At 70.5% G+C, this 16,936-nt stretch carries 16 protein-coding genes; 5 read left to right on the top strand and 11 right to left on the bottom strand.

From position 1 onward, the window contains the following. Nucleotides 1–3: 3 nt before the first annotated feature. Complete coding sequence (locus AC07D6_RS28895; protein ID WP_479049226.1) at nucleotides 4–408, bottom strand: hypothetical protein; 405 nt, start codon at nucleotides 406–408, stop codon at nucleotides 4–6. Nucleotides 409–676: 268 nt separating this feature from the next. Then, the gene (locus tag AC07D6_RS28900; protein ID WP_479049228.1) at nucleotides 677–850 is read right to left on the bottom strand and encodes a hypothetical protein; all 174 of its coding nucleotides are present in this window, start codon (nucleotides 848–850) and stop codon (nucleotides 677–679) included. Nucleotides 851–1,410: 560 nt separating this feature from the next. Here AC07D6_RS28900 and AC07D6_RS28905 point away from each other — a divergent pair. From AC07D6_RS28905 to AC07D6_RS28915, 3 genes are all read left to right on the top strand, one after another. Further along, complete coding sequence (locus AC07D6_RS28905) at nucleotides 1,411–1,602, top strand: DUF6087 family protein (protein ID WP_479049230.1); 192 nt, start codon at nucleotides 1,411–1,413, stop codon at nucleotides 1,600–1,602. Between the two features lie 213 nt (nucleotides 1,603–1,815). Beyond that, on the top strand, nucleotides 1,816–2,331 hold the full coding sequence (locus tag AC07D6_RS28910; protein WP_479049232.1) for an IS630 family transposase: 516 nt from the start codon (nucleotides 1,816–1,818) through the stop codon (nucleotides 2,329–2,331). Beyond that, on the top strand, nucleotides 2,328–2,903 hold the full coding sequence (locus tag AC07D6_RS28915; RefSeq protein ID WP_479049234.1) for an IS630 family transposase: 576 nt from the start codon (nucleotides 2,328–2,330) through the stop codon (nucleotides 2,901–2,903). The genes AC07D6_RS28910 and AC07D6_RS28915 overlap by 4 nt, the downstream gene beginning before the upstream one ends. Before the next feature lie 161 nt (nucleotides 2,904–3,064). Here the strand turns inward: AC07D6_RS28915 and AC07D6_RS28920 are convergent. Together AC07D6_RS28920 and AC07D6_RS28925 are read right to left on the bottom strand one after the other, a co-directional pair. After that, nucleotides 3,065–4,317, bottom strand: a protein-coding gene (locus AC07D6_RS28920) for an IS3 family transposase (protein WP_479049237.1) whose coding sequence is annotated in 2 segments (ribosomal slippage) — nucleotides 3,065–4,035 and nucleotides 4,035–4,317 — 1,254 coding nt in all. Because the reading frame shifts where the segments join, the coding sequence is not laid out codon by codon here. Between the two features lie 80 nt (nucleotides 4,318–4,397). Next, a complete protein-coding gene (locus AC07D6_RS28925; protein ID WP_403488835.1) occupies nucleotides 4,398–5,390 on the bottom strand; it encodes a Rieske 2Fe-2S domain-containing protein in 993 nt (330 codons plus the stop codon). Between the two features lie 442 nt (nucleotides 5,391–5,832). Between AC07D6_RS28925 and AC07D6_RS28930 the strand changes: the two genes are divergently transcribed. Both AC07D6_RS28930 and AC07D6_RS28935 read left to right on the top strand, forming a co-directional pair. Then, entirely contained in the window at nucleotides 5,833–6,555 is a 723-nt protein-coding gene (locus AC07D6_RS28930; protein WP_479049240.1) for a LuxR C-terminal-related transcriptional regulator, read from the top strand. A 20-nt stretch (nucleotides 6,556–6,575) separates the two neighbouring features. Next, the gene (locus AC07D6_RS28935) at nucleotides 6,576–7,427 is read left to right on the top strand and encodes a phosphotransferase family protein (protein ID WP_479049242.1); all 852 of its coding nucleotides are present in this window, start codon (nucleotides 6,576–6,578) and stop codon (nucleotides 7,425–7,427) included. Between the two features lie 96 nt (nucleotides 7,428–7,523). Here the strand turns inward: AC07D6_RS28935 and AC07D6_RS28940 are convergent, their stop codons facing one another. From AC07D6_RS28940 to AC07D6_RS28970, 7 genes are read right to left on the bottom strand one after another with little or no spacing between them, the layout of a single operon-like run. Further along, on the bottom strand, nucleotides 7,524–7,760 hold the full coding sequence (locus AC07D6_RS28940) for an MbtH family protein (protein WP_479049244.1): 237 nt from the start codon (nucleotides 7,758–7,760) through the stop codon (nucleotides 7,524–7,526). After that, entirely contained in the window at nucleotides 7,760–8,770 is a 1,011-nt protein-coding gene (locus tag AC07D6_RS28945) for an ornithine carbamoyltransferase (RefSeq protein WP_479049246.1), read from the bottom strand. The genes AC07D6_RS28940 and AC07D6_RS28945 overlap by 1 nt, the downstream gene beginning before the upstream one ends. Continuing rightward, on the bottom strand, nucleotides 8,767–9,810 hold the full coding sequence (locus AC07D6_RS28950; protein WP_479049248.1) for an ornithine cyclodeaminase family protein: 1,044 nt from the start codon (nucleotides 9,808–9,810) through the stop codon (nucleotides 8,767–8,769). The genes AC07D6_RS28945 and AC07D6_RS28950 overlap by 4 nt, the downstream gene beginning before the upstream one ends. An 11-nt stretch (nucleotides 9,811–9,821) precedes the next feature. After that, nucleotides 9,822–10,985, bottom strand: a complete 1,164-nt coding sequence (locus AC07D6_RS28955) for an acyl-CoA dehydrogenase family protein (RefSeq protein ID WP_479049250.1) — start codon at nucleotides 10,983–10,985, stop codon at nucleotides 9,822–9,824. Next, nucleotides 10,976–12,652, bottom strand: coding sequence for a condensation domain-containing protein (locus AC07D6_RS28960; RefSeq protein WP_479049252.1), 1,677 nt, complete (start codon nucleotides 12,650–12,652; stop codon nucleotides 10,976–10,978). The genes AC07D6_RS28955 and AC07D6_RS28960 overlap by 10 nt, the downstream gene beginning before the upstream one ends. After that, nucleotides 12,649–13,467, bottom strand: coding sequence for a thioesterase II family protein (locus tag AC07D6_RS28965; protein WP_479049254.1), 819 nt, complete (start codon nucleotides 13,465–13,467; stop codon nucleotides 12,649–12,651). Before AC07D6_RS28965 ends, AC07D6_RS28960 begins: the two co-directional genes overlap by 4 nt. Beyond that, complete coding sequence (locus AC07D6_RS28970) at nucleotides 13,464–16,922, bottom strand: amino acid adenylation domain-containing protein (protein ID WP_479049256.1); 3,459 nt, start codon at nucleotides 16,920–16,922, stop codon at nucleotides 13,464–13,466. The genes AC07D6_RS28965 and AC07D6_RS28970 overlap by 4 nt, the downstream gene beginning before the upstream one ends. Nucleotides 16,923–16,936: the final 14 nt, after the last annotated feature.

The following is a 16,936-nucleotide window of genomic DNA, read 5'->3' on the forward strand; positions in this document are numbered from 1 at the left end:
TGTTCACCTTCCCCTTCCCCTGGGGGCAAGGGTGAACTCGAACTGCGAGGACGCCACCTCGCACTCGTAGGTGTACGTGCCGGACGGCGCCCCGGAGAGCGGACCGTCGGCACAATCCAGGTACGGGAAACCGACCTCGTCGACGGCCCGCGCGATCACCTCGTTGGGCACCTGGTTGAACTCGATGATCGCCCGGCTCTCGTCGAGACACACCCGCCCGTCGAACCCGTCGTTCCCACCCTCCTTGTACTCCAGGCGCGGGTGGTCGCAGCCGACGAACCGCGGGTGCTCCACAAGGGTAGGGAACGCGGTCTTCAGTGCGAGGAGGGCGGCATCCTGGGTGTCGCTCCAGTGCTGCTCCCAGGAGTCGAGGGCGTCGATGATGTCGGTCTCGATCTCGGTCTGCATGGTTGCTCCGTTCGTGGCCGGGCAGCGGCCAGGAGACCGCCGACCCGGGAAGGGGGGCGGGACGAAGGGGCAGCATGCGGGTGCGGCACGCTTGCGTCGCATCCGCCCGCAGGCGGACCCGGGCGAAGGCACCCCGTCTCCGCGCGGGGTGCCTTCGCGGCGCCCGCTCTTTAAGCCTCTGGAGCACGCCCTTGCGGTAGATGAAGCGGGCGGTGTCGTTGACCGCGTACCACCAGAGCACGAAGCGGAGCTGCTCGCGCGTGAACCGTCACGGTCCGCCGTCTTCCGCTCTCAGAAACTCGGCGCACCAGCCAGCGATCTGCCAGCCGAACGTCTTGCCTGGCAAGATCCAGCGCCCGAAGACGTCCTTCTGCCAGATGAGGCCGATGAAGGACGAGTCCAGGAGGTCGATCTCCTCGGGGGTGAGGGACATTTGAGCCATTCACCACCCCCCGTACCATTGACACAGAGTGTCCGGGCTACTACTTTTGGTCTGCGCACACGGCCCCCAGCCGCGTGGGCCGCCCATCTTCACTACGACCTCCCTTCCAACTCGCCACGCAACGGCGAGACACCTCGAACGCCCCGACGGCGCTTGTGCCTCGGGGGTACCGAGAAGAGGGAGGGCCCCGTAATGGATGGGGGCTGGGTCCTGGCCGCAGTCGGAGCCATTGCAGGCGTTGTCTTGATTCTGCAGCAGGCTTTCGACGCGATTGCAGGACTTGCGCAACGGATGGTGCGGGCCATCCATGCCCTGCGGACAGTGCGGTCCGCGTGGAAGGGCACACAGATTGACGACGACGAGAAGGAGAAGGAGACGTCGTCGTAGTCGGGTGTAGCCCTTACGGCCACTGGCCGTAAGGGCTACAACTCCACTCCGAGCTGCTTCTTGTAGTCGACGATGGCGAGAACGGAAGCCGGAGTGGTCTCCTCCTCGTGGCCGGGCTGCCACTCGGAGACGGGCCGCACCGAGGGGCACACGTCGAGCCGGACGCGCCCCGGGTGATCCAGAGGTGGACCGGTACGGAGTGGGAGGCCGTCGGTCTCGTCGAGAACCTGGCTGCCGCCAAGGCCCTGCTGTTCCCGGTCCCGCCGGTTGAGGAGAAGCCCGCCGAGTGGGACCGCCCGCCAGTCCTGGGCGAGAGGCGCGGCCGGCACCGGAAGCCGTCCCCGGCGGAGCGCCAGGAGCGGTAGGTCCGGGCTGGTGGAGAAGCCGCTGGCACCGTTCCCGCGTGAGGGTTCGCACTGACCCAGGGTGTCGTGTGAGGTGTTGTTCCAGCGGCCCGTCGACCAGCCCGGACCCGGCGTGCGGGGGCGGGCTGGGGAACGGCCGGGCACCGTTTCCGCTTACTGATATTTTCGTTAGTTCTGTGGGTGTGGCGGGCTCGTCGGTGGGACCCTGGGCTCGTGTCTTTCAAGCCTTCGTCTTTCGGTTCCGGGCCTGTCGTTCCCCCTTTGACGCGGCCGCAGTTGGCCGAGGCCCGGCGGGTGCGGGCGGCTGAGTTGTTCGATCAGGGGCGTTCGGGTGCCGAGATCGCTCGGATGCTGGGGGTCAGCGAGGAAAGTGTGCGGCGGTGGAAACGGGTCTGGGAGGAGGGCGGCGCTGACGCCTTGCGTCGGCGTCCGGCCACCGGTCGTCCGCCCAAGCTGGACGATGCCCAGGTTGAGCAGGTGCGGACCGCGCTGGAGCAAGGCGCTCAGGCGCATGGGTTCGAGGCTGATCTGTGGACGCTGGAGCGGGTCGGCCTGGTCATCGAGCGGGCGACCGGAGTAGTCCTGTCGCGGGCGTCGGTGTGGCGGTTGCTGACCGGCCGGCTCGGGTGGAGTCTGCAACGCCCTGAGCGGCGGGCGGTGGAGAGGAAGGAGTCGGAGATCGCCCGCTGGATCGCTCATGAGTGGCCGCGGATCAAAAAGGGGCGGTGAACACACGTGCCTGGATCGTCTTTCTCGACGAATCAGGAGTGTCGCTGCTGCCGCAGGTCCGCCGCACCTATGCACCCCGCGGCCGCACACCTCTCCTGCGGCACCGGCTGAACTGGAAACGCGCTTCGATGGCCGGGGCCCTGGGCTACCACTCCACCGACCCCGATCGAGGTCCTCGGTTGTGCTTCCACCTCAAGCCCGGCAGCTACGGCACCGCCGGCCTCATTGAGGTCCTGGAGCAGATGAAGGTGTTCTACCGCGGCGAGCGGGTGGTGTTGGTGTGGGACGGGCTGTCGGTTCACTGGAGCCGGGACATGCGGGCCTGGGTCGCCGAGCAGGACTGGCTGACCCTGGAGCGACTACCCGCCTACGCACCTGAGTTGAACCCGGTGGAACTGCTGTGGTCCTCGCTGAAGAAACGCGAGCTCGCCAACCTCGCCGGCGATCACCTCGCCGATGTCGCCGATGCCACCGAACAAGGTATCCGTCGCATCAACGACAACCCGCAACTGCCCTGGTCCTTCCTCACCCACACCGGCCTCACCATCCACCCACCAACCCCACCCAACTAACGGAAAGATCAGTAGTGCCGCATCAGGCAACGTTCGCCCTGTCGTGAAGTGTCGCTCGGTTTGCTGCTCCGGGCGGCGTCGGACGGCCACAATGATCTCGTGGCGGAACGTGTGCAGGTTCGGAAGATCGATGATGAACCGTTCCGGGTTCGGTGGAGACATCAGGTTGTGGTTGTGACCTGGGGTTTCGTGGTGGCGAGGTAGTGGTTGGTCTCGTATTCGACGGGTGGGATGTGCCCGATTTCACCGTGGAGTCGGCGGTGGCAGTACCAGTCGATCCACTCGGCGGTGGCGAGTTCGACCTGGGACAGGGTTCGCCAGGGCCGTCGGGGCTTGATCAGCTCGGTCTTGAGCAAGCCGATCGTGGACTCCATGAGGGCGTTGTCGTAGGCGTCGCCGACCGAGCCGATCGAGGCCGCGATGCCGGCGGCGTCCAGGTGCTCGGCGAGCCGGAAACTCGTATATTGCGACCCGGCATCGGAATGATGTATCAACTCGCCCCGCTGATGAGGCTGTTCGTCACGGTCGCGTTGCCACAGGGCCGTGTCCAGCGCATCCAGGACGAGCCGTGTCTCCTTCGTCAGGGCGGCGGACCAGCCGACGATGCGGCGGGAGAAGGTGTCCACGACGAAAGCGACGTAGACCACTCCCGACCACGTGCTGACGTGGGCGAAGTCGGCAACCCAGCAGCGGTTGGGGGCCGGCGCGACGAAGTTGCGGTCCAGGAGGTCCGGTGCCCGCTCCACGGAGCTGTCCGGGATCGTGGTGATGATCTTCTTTCCGCGGACGGCTCCGGTGACGCCCAGCTCGCGCATCAGGCGTTCGACGGTGCAGCGGGCCACGATGTGGCCCTGTCGGCGCAGCTCCCGCCAGACCTTCCTGGCCCCGTAGACCCGGTAGTTGGACTCGAAGATCTGCCGGATGAGCGGCTTCAGCTCGGCGTCGCGGACGGTGCGGGCCGACGGTGCCCGGAGTCGTTTGTGGTGGGCGTAGTAGGTGGAAGGGGCGATCTTGCAATCGTGTGCGGTCAGCACGCGGCAGATCGGCTCGACACCGCCGAAGCGGGCCCGGTGCTCGTCGATGAACGCTACGAGCGTGTGTGTGGCCGGTCGAGCTCGGCCGCGAAGAAACTTGCTGCGGCCTTCAAGATATCGTTCGCCCGCTTCAGCTCGGCGATCTCCTTCTTCATCGCCTTGATCTGCGCGGACTCCTCCGTGGTCGTCCCCGGCCACCGCCCGGAGTCGACCTCGTCCCGCTTCACCCAGTTCCGCAGGGTCTCGGCCGAACCGATCCCGAGCTTCTGGGCGACCGCCCTCAAGGCCGCCGACTCGTTCGGATAGTCACCACGGACCTCGGCGACCATACGGACCGCTCGTTTGCGCAGCTCAGGGGGATAGGAAGAAGGACGTGCCATGACTCAATCCTTTCACGGAATCGAGTCTCTATCGAACACGGGGCGGTTCAGTTCGCCGGATCGCAGAGAGACCACCGCCGCTACGCTCGGGTCTTGTACTCCTCGAGGAGCTCGGCGTAGCGGCGGCGATAGGCGATGCTGAACTTGTCTGCGCCGGTGTGTACTTGGGAGTGGAGGTCGAGAGGGGCCTCCGCCGGAAGTTGGTTCTCGACGATGGGGTGGTCCTCCTCGAAGACCTGGCGCTCGTAGTCGAGGATGTCGGCCAGATCCGCGCCCTGGTCGATGGAGACGCCGTCGACGCCTGCCAGCCAGAACTGCCGAACCCGCTGGCCGTCGCTTGTGACGGGCGTGGCGAGTTGAGCCACCAGCCGTTGGCCGCCCGAAGGAGAGGTCACGCGGATCGAGGCGAACATGGGCAGCGTCACGTGATAATCCAGGCGGTGTCCGGGCTCCGTCGCGAACCGGCTGGGTGTGTTAGCGGAGCGCCAGGAGGAGGACCAGCTCAGTTCCCAGCCGTCCTGGAGGACGCGGTAGGGGGCGACCGTCGTCTCGACGTCTCCCATCGTCCCGGCGTGAACAAAGGGGAAGTGGGCCTTGTCCCTGAAGTTCTCGGTCAGTTGGCGCATTCCGCAACGCAGGGAGTACGGGGAGCCCGGGGCGATCCGCCATGAGTCATCGATGTACCGCGGGAGCCGGGGGAAGGGCAGGAACGGCTCCTCCAGACAGCTCCACACCAGTCCGTAGGCGATTCTGGTGGGGAAGGTGCGCAGTGACGCGTTCGGCTTCCCCGTTCCGTCGGGCAGTGAGGGGATGCGGACGCATCGGCCGGTCCCGCCGGCGAAGAGCCAGCCGTGGTACGGGCACTCCAGGGTGTCGCCCCTGGTCCTGCCGAGCCGCAGGGCGACTCCCCGGTGCGGGCAGTGCCCCTGTGCGACGGTCACGTTCCCGCCGTCGCCATACACCACCAGTTCCTCACCGAGAATATGACCGCTCGCGACACCGTCCTTGAGGTCGTCGAGACGAGCCAGGGGAAACCAGGTGTGCCGGAGCAAGTTGTACTCGATCTGATCCATCGTCACCCTCCGGGGTGTTTCACGGATGTGTCGCGATCGGGATGCCCCCGTGGCGCTCACGCTCGTCGTTCGGCGCGGCGGGGCGGGGCGCTGCACTCGTCTGTGCCGGTGGGGAGGCTTGTCCGGCCGCTGTTGCGGTCGGCCGGGCCTGACGAACGATACAGAACATCCGCTATAGTTGACAATGACCTTCGGGTCCTGCCTACAATGCGGGCGATCACTTCCCTGTGGAGGGCAGGCGATTGGCTGTCTGCCCGGCACCCTGCGCACGAGAGCCGAACGTGCCCTTCGCGACGAGGGTGAGGCTTTTCTGCGGTTGGCGTGCGCTTCCGACCTGGAGGCTCAGCATGATGCACTCTCCGGTCCGTGACCCGATACGCCCGGCACGCTCGGGCCTGAATCCACGATTACCCCGCCCCGTCCACCTGTGGGGAAGGGAGTGATGGCACCGATGCCAGCCGGGCGGTACGCCAGTGCAGGACTCGTGAGAACGGGCGGGGAGGACGTTCTGCGCGTCGTGCTCGCGGAGGAAAAGGACGTGTACCGAAGCGGGATAATGGCCCTTCTGGAGCGCATTCCCGAGGTGGACGTCATTTCGGCTCGTGACCGTGACGAACTCTTCACAGTCGCCGAGAAGACCGAACCACACGTAATGATCATCGGCTCGTCCCTGTTGGCACCCAACGGGTTCGAGCTCCTCCACCTGCTTTCCGGCGAATCCTCTCTGGGGGCCGTGATGGTCGCTGACGACGACACCGACACCTTGCTGCATAGGGCGTTGGAGGCGGGCGTCAAGGCGTACCTCCCGGTGAGCTCCCCGCAGAGCGATTTCGTGGCGGCCATCCGAGCGATGGCGGAGGGAGGAGCGTTCCTGCCGGCGGGCGTGACCCGCCGCCTCTTCGGCGGCTTCCGGCTGGTCCCCAGGGCCCGGGACGTCCCGGCGGAACTGCGTCTGCTGAGCGCACGAGAGCGCGAAGTCCTCCGCCTCATCGCGAAGGGCAGCAACAACCGTGAGATCGGACGCGGGCTCAACCTCAGCGAGGCGACGGTGAAGAGCCACGTCTCGCGCATCCTGGCCAAGCTCCACCTGCGGGATCGGGTCCACGCCGCACTGTTCATCTGGCAGCTCGGTCTCGCCTTCGACGCATCAGAAGACAACCTGTGAGCAAGGGAGTGGAGAGACCGATGGACATCATCGACGAGCACCTTGAGACGGTGGAGCGCCTCCTGCCGGACGAGGACGGGGACGGACTCTTGGCTCACCGGGGACAGTTCCACGACGTCGTGGTCGGTGCGGAACGCGTGATCTGCTTCGCCAGGACGGACGCGGCGGGAGCACGACTGCCGGAGCGGGCGGCCGTGCTCCGCTCTCTCGCCGAGCTCGACCTGGGTTTCCGTACACCGGTTCCCCTGGACGAGGGCAGGGAACCGGAGCCGTACCTCGTTCTCAGCCGGGTACCCGGATCCCCGCTGGACGCCGCGGAGCTGGCCGACCCGCGTGTCCTGCGGGCGGCCGCGGCCCAGTTCGCCCGGCTCTTGCGCGGACTGGCGCGCGCCGGGTCGAGCGGCATCGCGGGAAGGACGCTCCCGCACACCGCGCCGAACCGGTGGCAGGAGTTCGCCGCCGGGGTCCGGGAAGAGCTGTTTCCACTGATGTCCGACGCGGGCCGGGAACGCGCCGGCCGGGAACTGGACGCCCTGGATTCCCTCCCGCACCTCACCTCCGCCGTCGTCCACGGTGACCTCGGCGGCGAGAACGTGCTGTGGGAGACCGTGGACGGACTGCCCCAGCTCAACGGCGTGGTGGACTGGGACGAGGTGGCCATGGGCGACCAAGCGGTGGACCTGGCCGCGATCCAGGCCAGCTACGGCGAGGAGCTGGTACGGAAGATCGTGGAGCACGAGGCGGGTTCCCTCCGGCAGGAGGCCGAGCGTGTCCCGGTCATCCGTGGGACCTTCGCGCTCCAGCAGGCACTCTTCGCCCTCCGGGACGGGGACCGAGCGGAACTCGACGACGGCCTCCTCGGCTACCGCTGAACCGCCAGCGCGCACTGGCTGTCCCCCCGGGCGGTACGCCGTGCCGTCGGCCGTGAACGGGCCGACGGCACGGCGGTCCATTTTCCGCCGGACCGGTCAGGGCACGGCCGGCACGTCGGCACCGGTCTCTCCGCCGCGTCGCACGCTCAGGGGCCGCATGTCGACCCAGACGCGTTCGATGTGGTCCAGGCACTCCTCGCGGGTACCGATGGTGCCCTCGCCCCGCCACCCGTCGGGAACGTGCCTGTCGGTGGGCCAGACCGAGTACTGCTCCTCGTGGTTCACCACGACCTGGTAGGCGACGTCGTCGCGGTCCTGCGCGCCCTCGCTCATCACTCCTCCTCCTTCTGGATCGTCGGGCCGGGCACCGGGAAGCCCGGGGGTGCCGCGCCCGTGGTGTCGGGTACGGCGGATGCTGGTACGGAGGCGGCCACCCATTCGAGGACCGCCATCGCGCCCGCCGCCTTGACGCCCGCCTGTGCCCACGCCAGTGAGGCCTTGCCGTCCAGGACCTCACCGGACACCTCTTCGCCGCGGTGGGCGGGCAGGTCGTGCAGAAACACCGCTCCGGGCCAGCGGTTCATCAGCGCCGTGTCCACGTGGAAGGGACGGAAGACGTCCCGCCAGTGGGCATCGGGCTTGCTGCTGCCGGTCGTCTGCCACCGTGAGGTATAGACGGCGTGCACGTCGGTCGGTAGTTCGCCCATGTCATGGACCTGCGTGATCGAGCCCCCGCCGGCGGCCGCCAGACCGGCGATCCCGGCGCGTACGTATTCCGGCAGTCCGTAGCCGGGTGGGCAGGCGAGGACCAGGTGGCAGCCCGGGTAGTGGGCCAGCGCGCGGGCCAGGGCCGTGGCGGTGTTGTTGCCCTCGCCGACGTACAGAACGCGTACGCCCTCCAGATCGCCGAAATGACCCACCAGGGTGGCCACGTCGGCCAGGCCCTGGGTGGGATGTTCCTCGATGGACATCGCGTTGACCACCGCGAGCGCGCCGTCGGCTGCCAAGGCCCGGTGCTCGGCCACCGGGCCGGCGGTGCGCACCACCAGCAGGTCGAGCATGGTGGCGAACATCCGGCCGGTGTCGGCCATGGACTCACCGGTGTTCGTCTGGAGGTCGGCGGGCCCGAAGGCGACCGCGGTGCCGCCCAGCCGGACGGTTCCGGCGGTGAACGCCGTCCTGGTGCGGGTGGAGGTCTTGGTGAACAGCAGGCCCGCGACGAGGCCGGCCAGCGGTCGGTCATGGGCGGTCGGATCCTCGTACAGTTCGAGCGAGCGCCGTACGAGGCGGTGGACCGTGACGGTGTCGAGATCGGCCAGCGAGTACAGGGCACGCCTCGTCATCGGCCCACCCCGATCAGGTCGAGCCGCTGGCCGAGCCCCTCCTCCTCGGCCCGGGCCGCAACGTCGGACAGGAGCCCCACGTCCAGCACGGCCATGCCGAACGGGTTGCTCACCACGACACCGTCGCCGGGCCGCACCGCGGGCACGGAACCCGTCAGCACCGCGCCGAGGGTCCCGGACAGGGGCCTGCCGTGGCCGGAGCCCCCGGGCGGCAGTACCCGGCCCTCGCACATCAGCCTGCCCAGTACGCGACGAGGATTGTCCCGCACCAGGTCCACGTCGTCGACGTACACCGCCTCGGCCCGGTCGAAGACCTCCGGCAGCAGGTCGTCCAGAGACACATGGGCGACGAGACTGCCGGGGCGGAAGCAGTCGGCGGTCAGATACCCGGCGTCCGTGACGGTGACCGTGACCACCACGGAGCTGGCAAGTGACGCCTTGTCGGGCCGCTCGTGCGCCACCACCGAGAAGGGCAGCTTCCGCTCCACCACCCAGGCGGCGAAGGCCGTGGCGCGCTCCGGCAGGGAGTCGTGCACATGCAGCCGGCTGACGTTCGGGAAGTAGCGGGCCAGCAGCTGGGCATGGGCGCGGGCCTGCGCCCCGCAGCCGATCAGGGTGACGCTGTCGAAGTGCGCCGGCCCCAGGTGGCGCACGCTCGACATGGTGTACGCCGCCGTGCGCAGCGCCGAGAGGTAGGCGGCCTCCGCGAGCACCACGGGGCGCGCGGTCTCGGGGTCGAAGAGGAAGCCGCAACCGCCCGCCCTGTCCAGTCCCCGGGCGGGGTTCGAGACGGCGGCGTTGATCAGCTTCATGCCGTGCACGGCGCCGCGGGGGCCGGTCACGGCGCCCAGCATGGCGATCGACCTGCAGTACGCCCCCTGGGAGTTTTCCCAGGGAAGGTAGCCCTCCGCAGGGAGTTCGGTACGGCCCGCGGCATGGGCGCGCAGCACGGTCTCCACGGCCTCCACCGGATCGATGGCGGCGGCGCACCGCGTGACGGTCGCCCTGTCTAAAAAGAGCAGTTGTTCGGTCGGTGTCATCTCGTCCGTCCTCAGGGTCGGGTGCCGGTGGGAAGGTGGCCGACGAGCAGGTGGAGCAGCGCTTCCTCGGCGCCACCCGCCAGCGAGAAGGCCCGTGCGTCGCGATAGCGGCGCTCGACCGTGCCACCGTCGAGATAGCCCGCCGCCCCGTGCAGTTGGAGCCCCAGGTCGGCGACCTCCCGCAACAGGCGCGCAGCCCGGAGCTTGGCGACACTGCTCTGCCGCAGTGCCGGGGCACCTTCGGCCAGCAGGTCGAAGACATGGCCGACATAGGGGTCCAGCAGGCTCAGTTCGGCGTCGAGTTCCGCCAGACGGAAGCCGGCCGACTGGTGATCGAGCAGCGGCCTGCCCAGAACCACGCGCTCCCGGGCGTGCCCGGCGGCCTCTTCAAGGGCATGCCGCGCACTCGCCACCATGGCTGCCGCGAGGAAGGCGCGTTCCCGGGCGAACACCCCGGTCTGCAGGGCGTATCCCGACCCCGGCGCGCCCAGCAGGAACTCGCGGGGCACCAGGACGTCGGTGAACTCCAGACTGCCGTGGTCGCACGCGTGGTGGCCGAGTTTGACGGTGTGGCGGTGCCGGGCGACACCGGGCAGATCGGTGGGGACGACAAGCAGCGACAGGGTGTCCAGACCCGCCGGGGCCCCGGGCGGCCGGATGTGGCACAGCACGAGGGCGAAACCGGCGACGGAGCCGTTGGTGATGTACGCCTTGCTCCCATTCAGACGCAGGTGGTCCCCGACCGGCTCGGCCGTCGTCCGCAGCGCGCCCAGGTCCGATCCGCCACCGGGTTCGGTGACCGCCAGCGCGCCCACCGACTCACCGCGGACGGCCGACCGCACGAAGGTCCTGCGCACGGCGGTCGACCCCGCCTCCACGAGCACGGGCAGCACGATGTCGGTGTGCGCCGACAGGCTCATGACGGGCGACCCGGACGTGAGCCGCCCCAGTTCCTCCGCCCAGATGCGGGAGTACCCCAGGTCCAGGCCCAGCCCGCCGTCCTCCTCGGGCAGCGTCAGACCCAGCAGCCCTTCCCCGGCCAGCGCGCGGTACAGCTCGCGGACCGGCATCCGGCCCTGCCACTCCCACTCCGTCAGCGTCTGGGAGCCGCACTCGCGCTCCAGCACCACCCGGATCGTCTCGCGGAAGAGTTCATGCTGCCGGGTCAGTCGCACGTCTCCGCCCTCCTCGCGGCGTCGCAGACCCGGCCCAGAGCGACCAGGTACTGCTCGCCCCACGCCTCCACCGTCGAGCGGCGAAAGAGCGAAGGGCGGTAGGTGATGGTCAGGCTGCGTTCGGCTGCTCCGGCCCTGCCACCCCAGAGGCTGAAGGCGAGATCTAGCTTGCTCTGGCGCTCAGGGGGGTCGCTCCACTCCCAGCCGAATCCCAGGCCGGGCGGCGGCGCGGCCGGCTCCGCGAAGTCCTGCACCGCCAGCGAGACCCGGACCAGCGGCATCCTGCCCGCCTCACGGTGCGGCGCGAGACGGCTGACCAGACGATCGAACGGGAACGTCTGGCAGTCCAGCACCTCCTGCACCTCCTCGTGGACCCGCGCCAGCAGCTTCGGCACGTCGCGGGCGCCGGCGAGCCGGACTCGGGCCAGAGCGGTGTTGACGAAGAGCCCCACGGTCGACTCGTCCTCGGGGCGCACGCGCCCGGAGACCGGCACCGCGATCAGCACGTCATCCGTGCCGCTGATCCGGTGCAGGAGGATGCCCAGGGCGGCCAGCGCCGGCGTCAGCCGGGTGTACCCCGTCACCTTGCCGATCCCGGCCAGCGCTGCGGACACCTCCGGCGGGACGGGCAGCTCCACGTCGTCGCCGTCCTCGTGCTCGTCGACGTCCCGCGGGTCGACGGGCAGCGGCAGGTGGTCCGTCCTTCCCTCGAAACGGCGGGCCACCCTCTCGGTCATCCCGGGCCATCGACGGGACTCCACCTCCCGCTCCCATCGCACGTGGTCCGAGAAGCGGTGTGCCGGGGGCGGTGCCTCCGGCTCGCCGTGGACCGTCGCGCGATAGGCGTCGAGGAAGTCGTCGAACAGGACGGCCACGCTCCAGCCGTCGCACACGATGTGGTGCACCACCACTTCCAGCCGGTACGTGTCCGGAGCGGTGCGCAGCAGGAGGACGCGGGCCGGCGGCCCGGTCACCAGGTCGAGGGGGGTACCGCGCTGGAGCCTCACCTGTTCGCTCACCACCTGAGCGGCCACCGCCTCGTCGAGGGCGGTGAGATCCAGGTACCGGAAGTCGGTGAGCGGTTCGGGATCGACGATCTGCACCGTCTCGCCGCCGTCCTCCTCGAACCGGGTGCGCAGTGCCTCGTGCCGCCGGACCACGCTCGTCCAGGCCGTTCGGGCGACGGCGGGGTCGAACGCGCCGGTGATACGGAAGGAGGACGTCACCAGGTGGTCGATCCGCTCCGGGTCCACCGCGTGCAGCAGCCAGACGCGGCGCTGCGCGGCGGTCAGCGGGTTCCTGACGTCCGTGCCGACGGCGGGCCCGTGCGGCGCCACCGCGGGTGCGGCGCGGTCCCCTTCCGTGTCGGGGATGCGTGCGCCGGGTGCGGGGGACAGGGTGTCGGCGAGCGCCCGGGCGGAGGGGTGGTCGAGTACGGCGGTCACCGGTACCCGGCGCTGTACGACCCGGCTGAGCCGCCCGGCGACACGCACGGCGAGGAGCGAATTGCCGCCGAGGGCGAAGAAGTCGTCGTCGGGCAGGACCTCGGGGACGCCCAGTACCTCACGCAGGACCGCGGTCGTCACCTCCCTCAACTCGGCCGGGTCCGAGGGGACGGAGTCCGCGGAGGCGGAACCGGCGGGTACGGGGACGGGGCCACTGGTCATCGGATGCCCCCCTCCGCCACGGTCGTCCGGTGCCCGCGCAGCGCCCGGGCCAGGTGCCGGTCCAGGTCGGTGAGCAGGCGGTCCCGCTGGGTGCGCAGGTAGAAGTGGCCTCCGGGGTAGGAGGTGCGTGCGCATTCCGCCGAGGTGAGTTCCGCCCAGCCGGCGAGTGCGTCGTCCGCGGTCGACGGGTCGTCGTCAGCGCCGAACACGGCGATCGGTGTGGGTAGCCGGTCGGCTGGCCGGTGCCGGTAGGAATCGTGGAGGGCGAGGTCTCCCCCCAGCGGCCGCAGCAGCAGTTCACGCCACTCCTGGTCCTCCAGCAGGCCGTCGAGGTCCTCGTCATTCAGCTTCCTGACGTAGTCGAGGAGTTCCGCGGTGGTCCGGGGCGGACGGGTGGTGCCGGGCATCCGCTGCGGCGGCAGGTGCGCGGAGACCGCCAGCAGGACGGGCGGGACGCCACCGCGTCGCAGGAGCTCGCGGACCAGTTCGTACGCCGTGAGTGCGCCCATGCTGTGTCCGAAGACCGCCATGGGACGGTTCGCCAGGTCGCCCAAGGCGTCGGCGATCGCGGTCACCAAGGTGGGCCAGTCCCTCACCGGTGCCTCCTCGAACCGGTCCTCACGGCCCGGCAGCCGGACGGCCACCGGCTCGTATCCGCCCAGCGGATAGCGTTCCCAGCCGGAGTAGGAGAGCGCTCCGCCCCCCGCGTGCGGCAGGCAGAGCAGTACCGGCCCCCTTCCCGTCCGCCAGTGCCCCGCGCAGGGGCGCACCCACCGGGTGTCCGTGCCGGCCGGGCCGGTGGTCGTTCCCGTCATACCTCGCCGTCCTCTCGGTCGTCCTCGGCTGCTGTCCCGGCCCCGCGCCCGGCGCAGAGGTGCCGCACGGCCTCCAGCCACCGCTCGCCCAGGGCCGCGAGGAACGATTGCTGCAAGTCCCAGCCGATCAGTCGCAGGTGCAGGCCCGAGTCGCGGACGCCCAGGGTGAACTGCACCGCGCCGGAGCCTTGTGGGTCGTAGGCCGTGGGGCTCTTTCGGCCCGCGGGGTCTTCGTGCGCCCCGTTCCCGTCACCGGCTGCCGTGTCCGACTCCACGACCATCAGGAAGGAACCGGCAGGGGCCAGACGCGGCCCCGGCCACCGTGCCGCGAGCTCCGGGCAGTGGGCCAGCAGGGCCGCCGTCCAGTGCTGCGTCCCCTCGGCGCGCAGGGCCCACTCGTCCCGCGCGGACCGCGCCGCCGCTCCGGCACCGCCGTCCGTTCCGATCAGCAGCGGCACGGTGTCCGAGAGGTGCGCCACCGCGTCTGGGGACCCCGATCGGCCGGTCGCGGCGCGCCACTGCCGCGGCACGGACAACGGCACGGTCGGCAAACCCAGGCGGTCGTGCGCGGCCAGCGCGGCGGCCGCCGCCAGCAGGGGCTGCCACTCCCGGGGCACGGTACGGGCCAGAGCCGGTGGAGCCTGGCCCAGGTCCACCTCCGCCACCATGCCCGGGGTGCTCCCAGCGGCGGCTAGGGCGAGCTGCGCGGCCTGTTCGGCCTCGGCGAACGCTGCCAGGTGAGGCGCGGCGGTCACCATGCGGCGGGCCTGGCCCTCCAGTACCTCAAGGTGGTCCGAGAGCGGGACCAGCGGCGGAAGGGGCCCGGCCACGCTGGATGATGTGCCGAGATCCGCCGCGATCTCCGCGGCGACGCGCCGGAGGGCGGTGCCGTCCACCAGCGGGTGCCAGATGCTGAGCAGCAGCCGACGCGCCGGGCCCGAGCACAGGAGTGCGCCCGCCGCCGGGAGCCCCTCACCCGGTGTGGAGCGCGCCGCGAGCAGGGGGCGTACCCAATCCGCCTGGTCGGCCGGTGGCGGACCGCTCTCCACAGCACCACCGCCGTCCGGGGCGCCGACGACGGGCAGCGCCAGCCGTTCGAGCCGCACTTCCCGCAGCAGGGGCCGGGAGCCCCCGGTGTCCAGCCGGGCACGCAGCAGGGGATGCCGCTGGAAGACCTGCTCCACGGCGCGACGCACGTTTTCCGGTGGCGTTCCGGCGGGCAGGTCGAGGTCGAGGAGGGCGTGGCCGCCCGCGTGGGGATCCTTGAGCAGCACGAGTTCGGTGGCCGGTGGCAGGGCGAGCGGGGGGCCGAGGCGTTCCCCCAGCAGGTGGTCGTCGGGCGGCAGCCGTACTGTCGACCGGTCGTCGCCCGGACCTGCCGCGCCGTCCTTCGCGACCGGCCCGTTGTCCGGCCCCGTCCGCGGTGGTGCCCCGGTCCCCGCATCCGCGCTCGTTGCCGGCGCCGCCCCCGTGCCGGAGCCCGGGGGCGCCCCGGAGGTGTCGGCCCGTCGCGCCAGTGCCCGCACGGTGCGGGCCTCCAGTACGTCGGTCGCCCGTACGGTCACGCCCCGCTCCCGCAGCAGCGCGACCGCGCGGAAGGCGAGCAGTGATGAGCCGCCCCGCTCGAAGAAGTCGTCCGTCGCGCGGATGCCGGACACGCCCAGGACCTGCTCCCACACCGCGGCGACGGCGGTCTCCAGCGGGCCTTCCGGCAGCACCGCGTCTCCGGTGTCCGGGCCGGAGCCGGCCTCGGCGACCAGGGCGAGAACGGCGTCCCGATCCGCTTTCCCATTGGGCGTCAGGGGAAGGGCGGCCAGCGGCACGAGCACATGCGGGACCATGTAGCCGGGCAGCCGCTCGACCAGTTCGGCCCGCAGGTCCGCAGGGGGCAGCCCGGGGGCGACGTAGCCGCACACGATCTGCTTGGCCGGCTCGGTGCGCAGCGCCACCGCACAGGCGACGACGCCCGGTACGTTGGCGACCGCGGCCTGGACCTCCTCCAACTCGACACGGTATCCGGAGATCTTGACCTGGTCGTCGGTGCGGCCCTGGAACTCCAGCACCCACTCACCGTCAGCCTCCACCAGGCGTGCCAGATCACCGGTCCGATACAGACGCTCGGTCACCCCGTCGGTGACGGTCCGGTGGTGGAAACTGCGGCGGGTGGCCCCCTCGGAGCAGTAACCGCGGGCGAGACCGACCCCGGCGAGATGCAACTCCCCGGTGATGTACGGAGGACACAGGGCACCGTGCTTGTCCAGCACGTACGCCCGGTAGTTGGGCAACGGGTACCCGATGGGGACCTGTCCGTTGTCGAGCCGCGGGTCGACCAGGAACTCGGTCGCGTTGACCGTGGCCTCCGTCGGGCCGTAGATGGTGTTGAGGCGGGCGGGCGAGTCCACGACGCGGTGCCAGCGGTGGGTCTGGTGATAGAAGTACGTCTCGCCCCCGACAACGATCCACCGCAGTGCGGGCAGGGCCACTTGATCGCGGCGCCCCGCGGTGTCGAGCAGATGCACCCAGTGTGGGGTGACGATGTCCAGGTGCGTGATGTGTTCGTCGCGCAGCCAGTCCAGGAGCAGGTCGCCGTCGCGCAGCACCTGATCGGGTACCGCCACCAGGCACGCCCCCGTCGCCCAGGCGGGAAAGATCTGCTGGACGGAGGGATCGAAGGTCAGCGGCGCGGTCTGGCACAGCCGGTCGTGCGGCAGCACGCCGTGTCGGTCGACATACCAGTCGACGAGGTTGAGCAGTGCCTCCTCACCCGTCACCACGCCTTTGGGGGTGCCCGTGCTGCCGGACGTATAGATGACGTAGCAGTCGCGCTCCTCCGCCCTCTCCGCGGGAGGCGGACCGGCCGGCCGGGCGCCGTCCGGGAGCGGACCGGAGGGCGCCGCGTCGGCCGGTGACGGCGCCGCGTCGGCCGCTGTCCAGCCGGGTGGCCGGGTGGGACCGTCACCGAGGCTGATCCGTACGGCCAGATGGGGGCCGACGTCCGCGAGGCCGGGTACGGCCTCCGCTGCGGCCAGGAGCGCCACCGCGCCCGCGTCCTGGAGCGTGAAGGACAGCCGGCTCGCGGGGCTGTCGGGGGCCAGCGGCAGGTAGCGGCAGCCCGCCTTGAGCGCGGCCAGCAGGGCCACGTAGTCCGCTCGCCGCCGAGTGGCCGCGACGGCGACGGTCTGCCCGGGACGGATGCCCCGCGCGGCCAGGAGTCGCGCCGTGCGTTCGGCCGCGGAGTGCAATTCACGGTAGGTGTACGTGCCGTCAACGGCTTGCACGGCCGGTCGGTCCGGCAGCCGGGCGGCTGTCCGCTCCAGCCGGTCCAGCAGGGACGTTCCGTCCGGCCGGACGGTGGCGCTGTCGTTGAAGGACCGCCATGCCTGGCGTTCGTCGGCGTCGAGCGAGGCGTCTGCCGGGAACTGGGACTCGGCGGGTGCCGGCGCGGTGGTGGTCACCGGGTGCACCGTCC

The sequence above is a fragment of the Streptomyces sp. NPDC045287 genome (genome assembly GCF_056432325.1).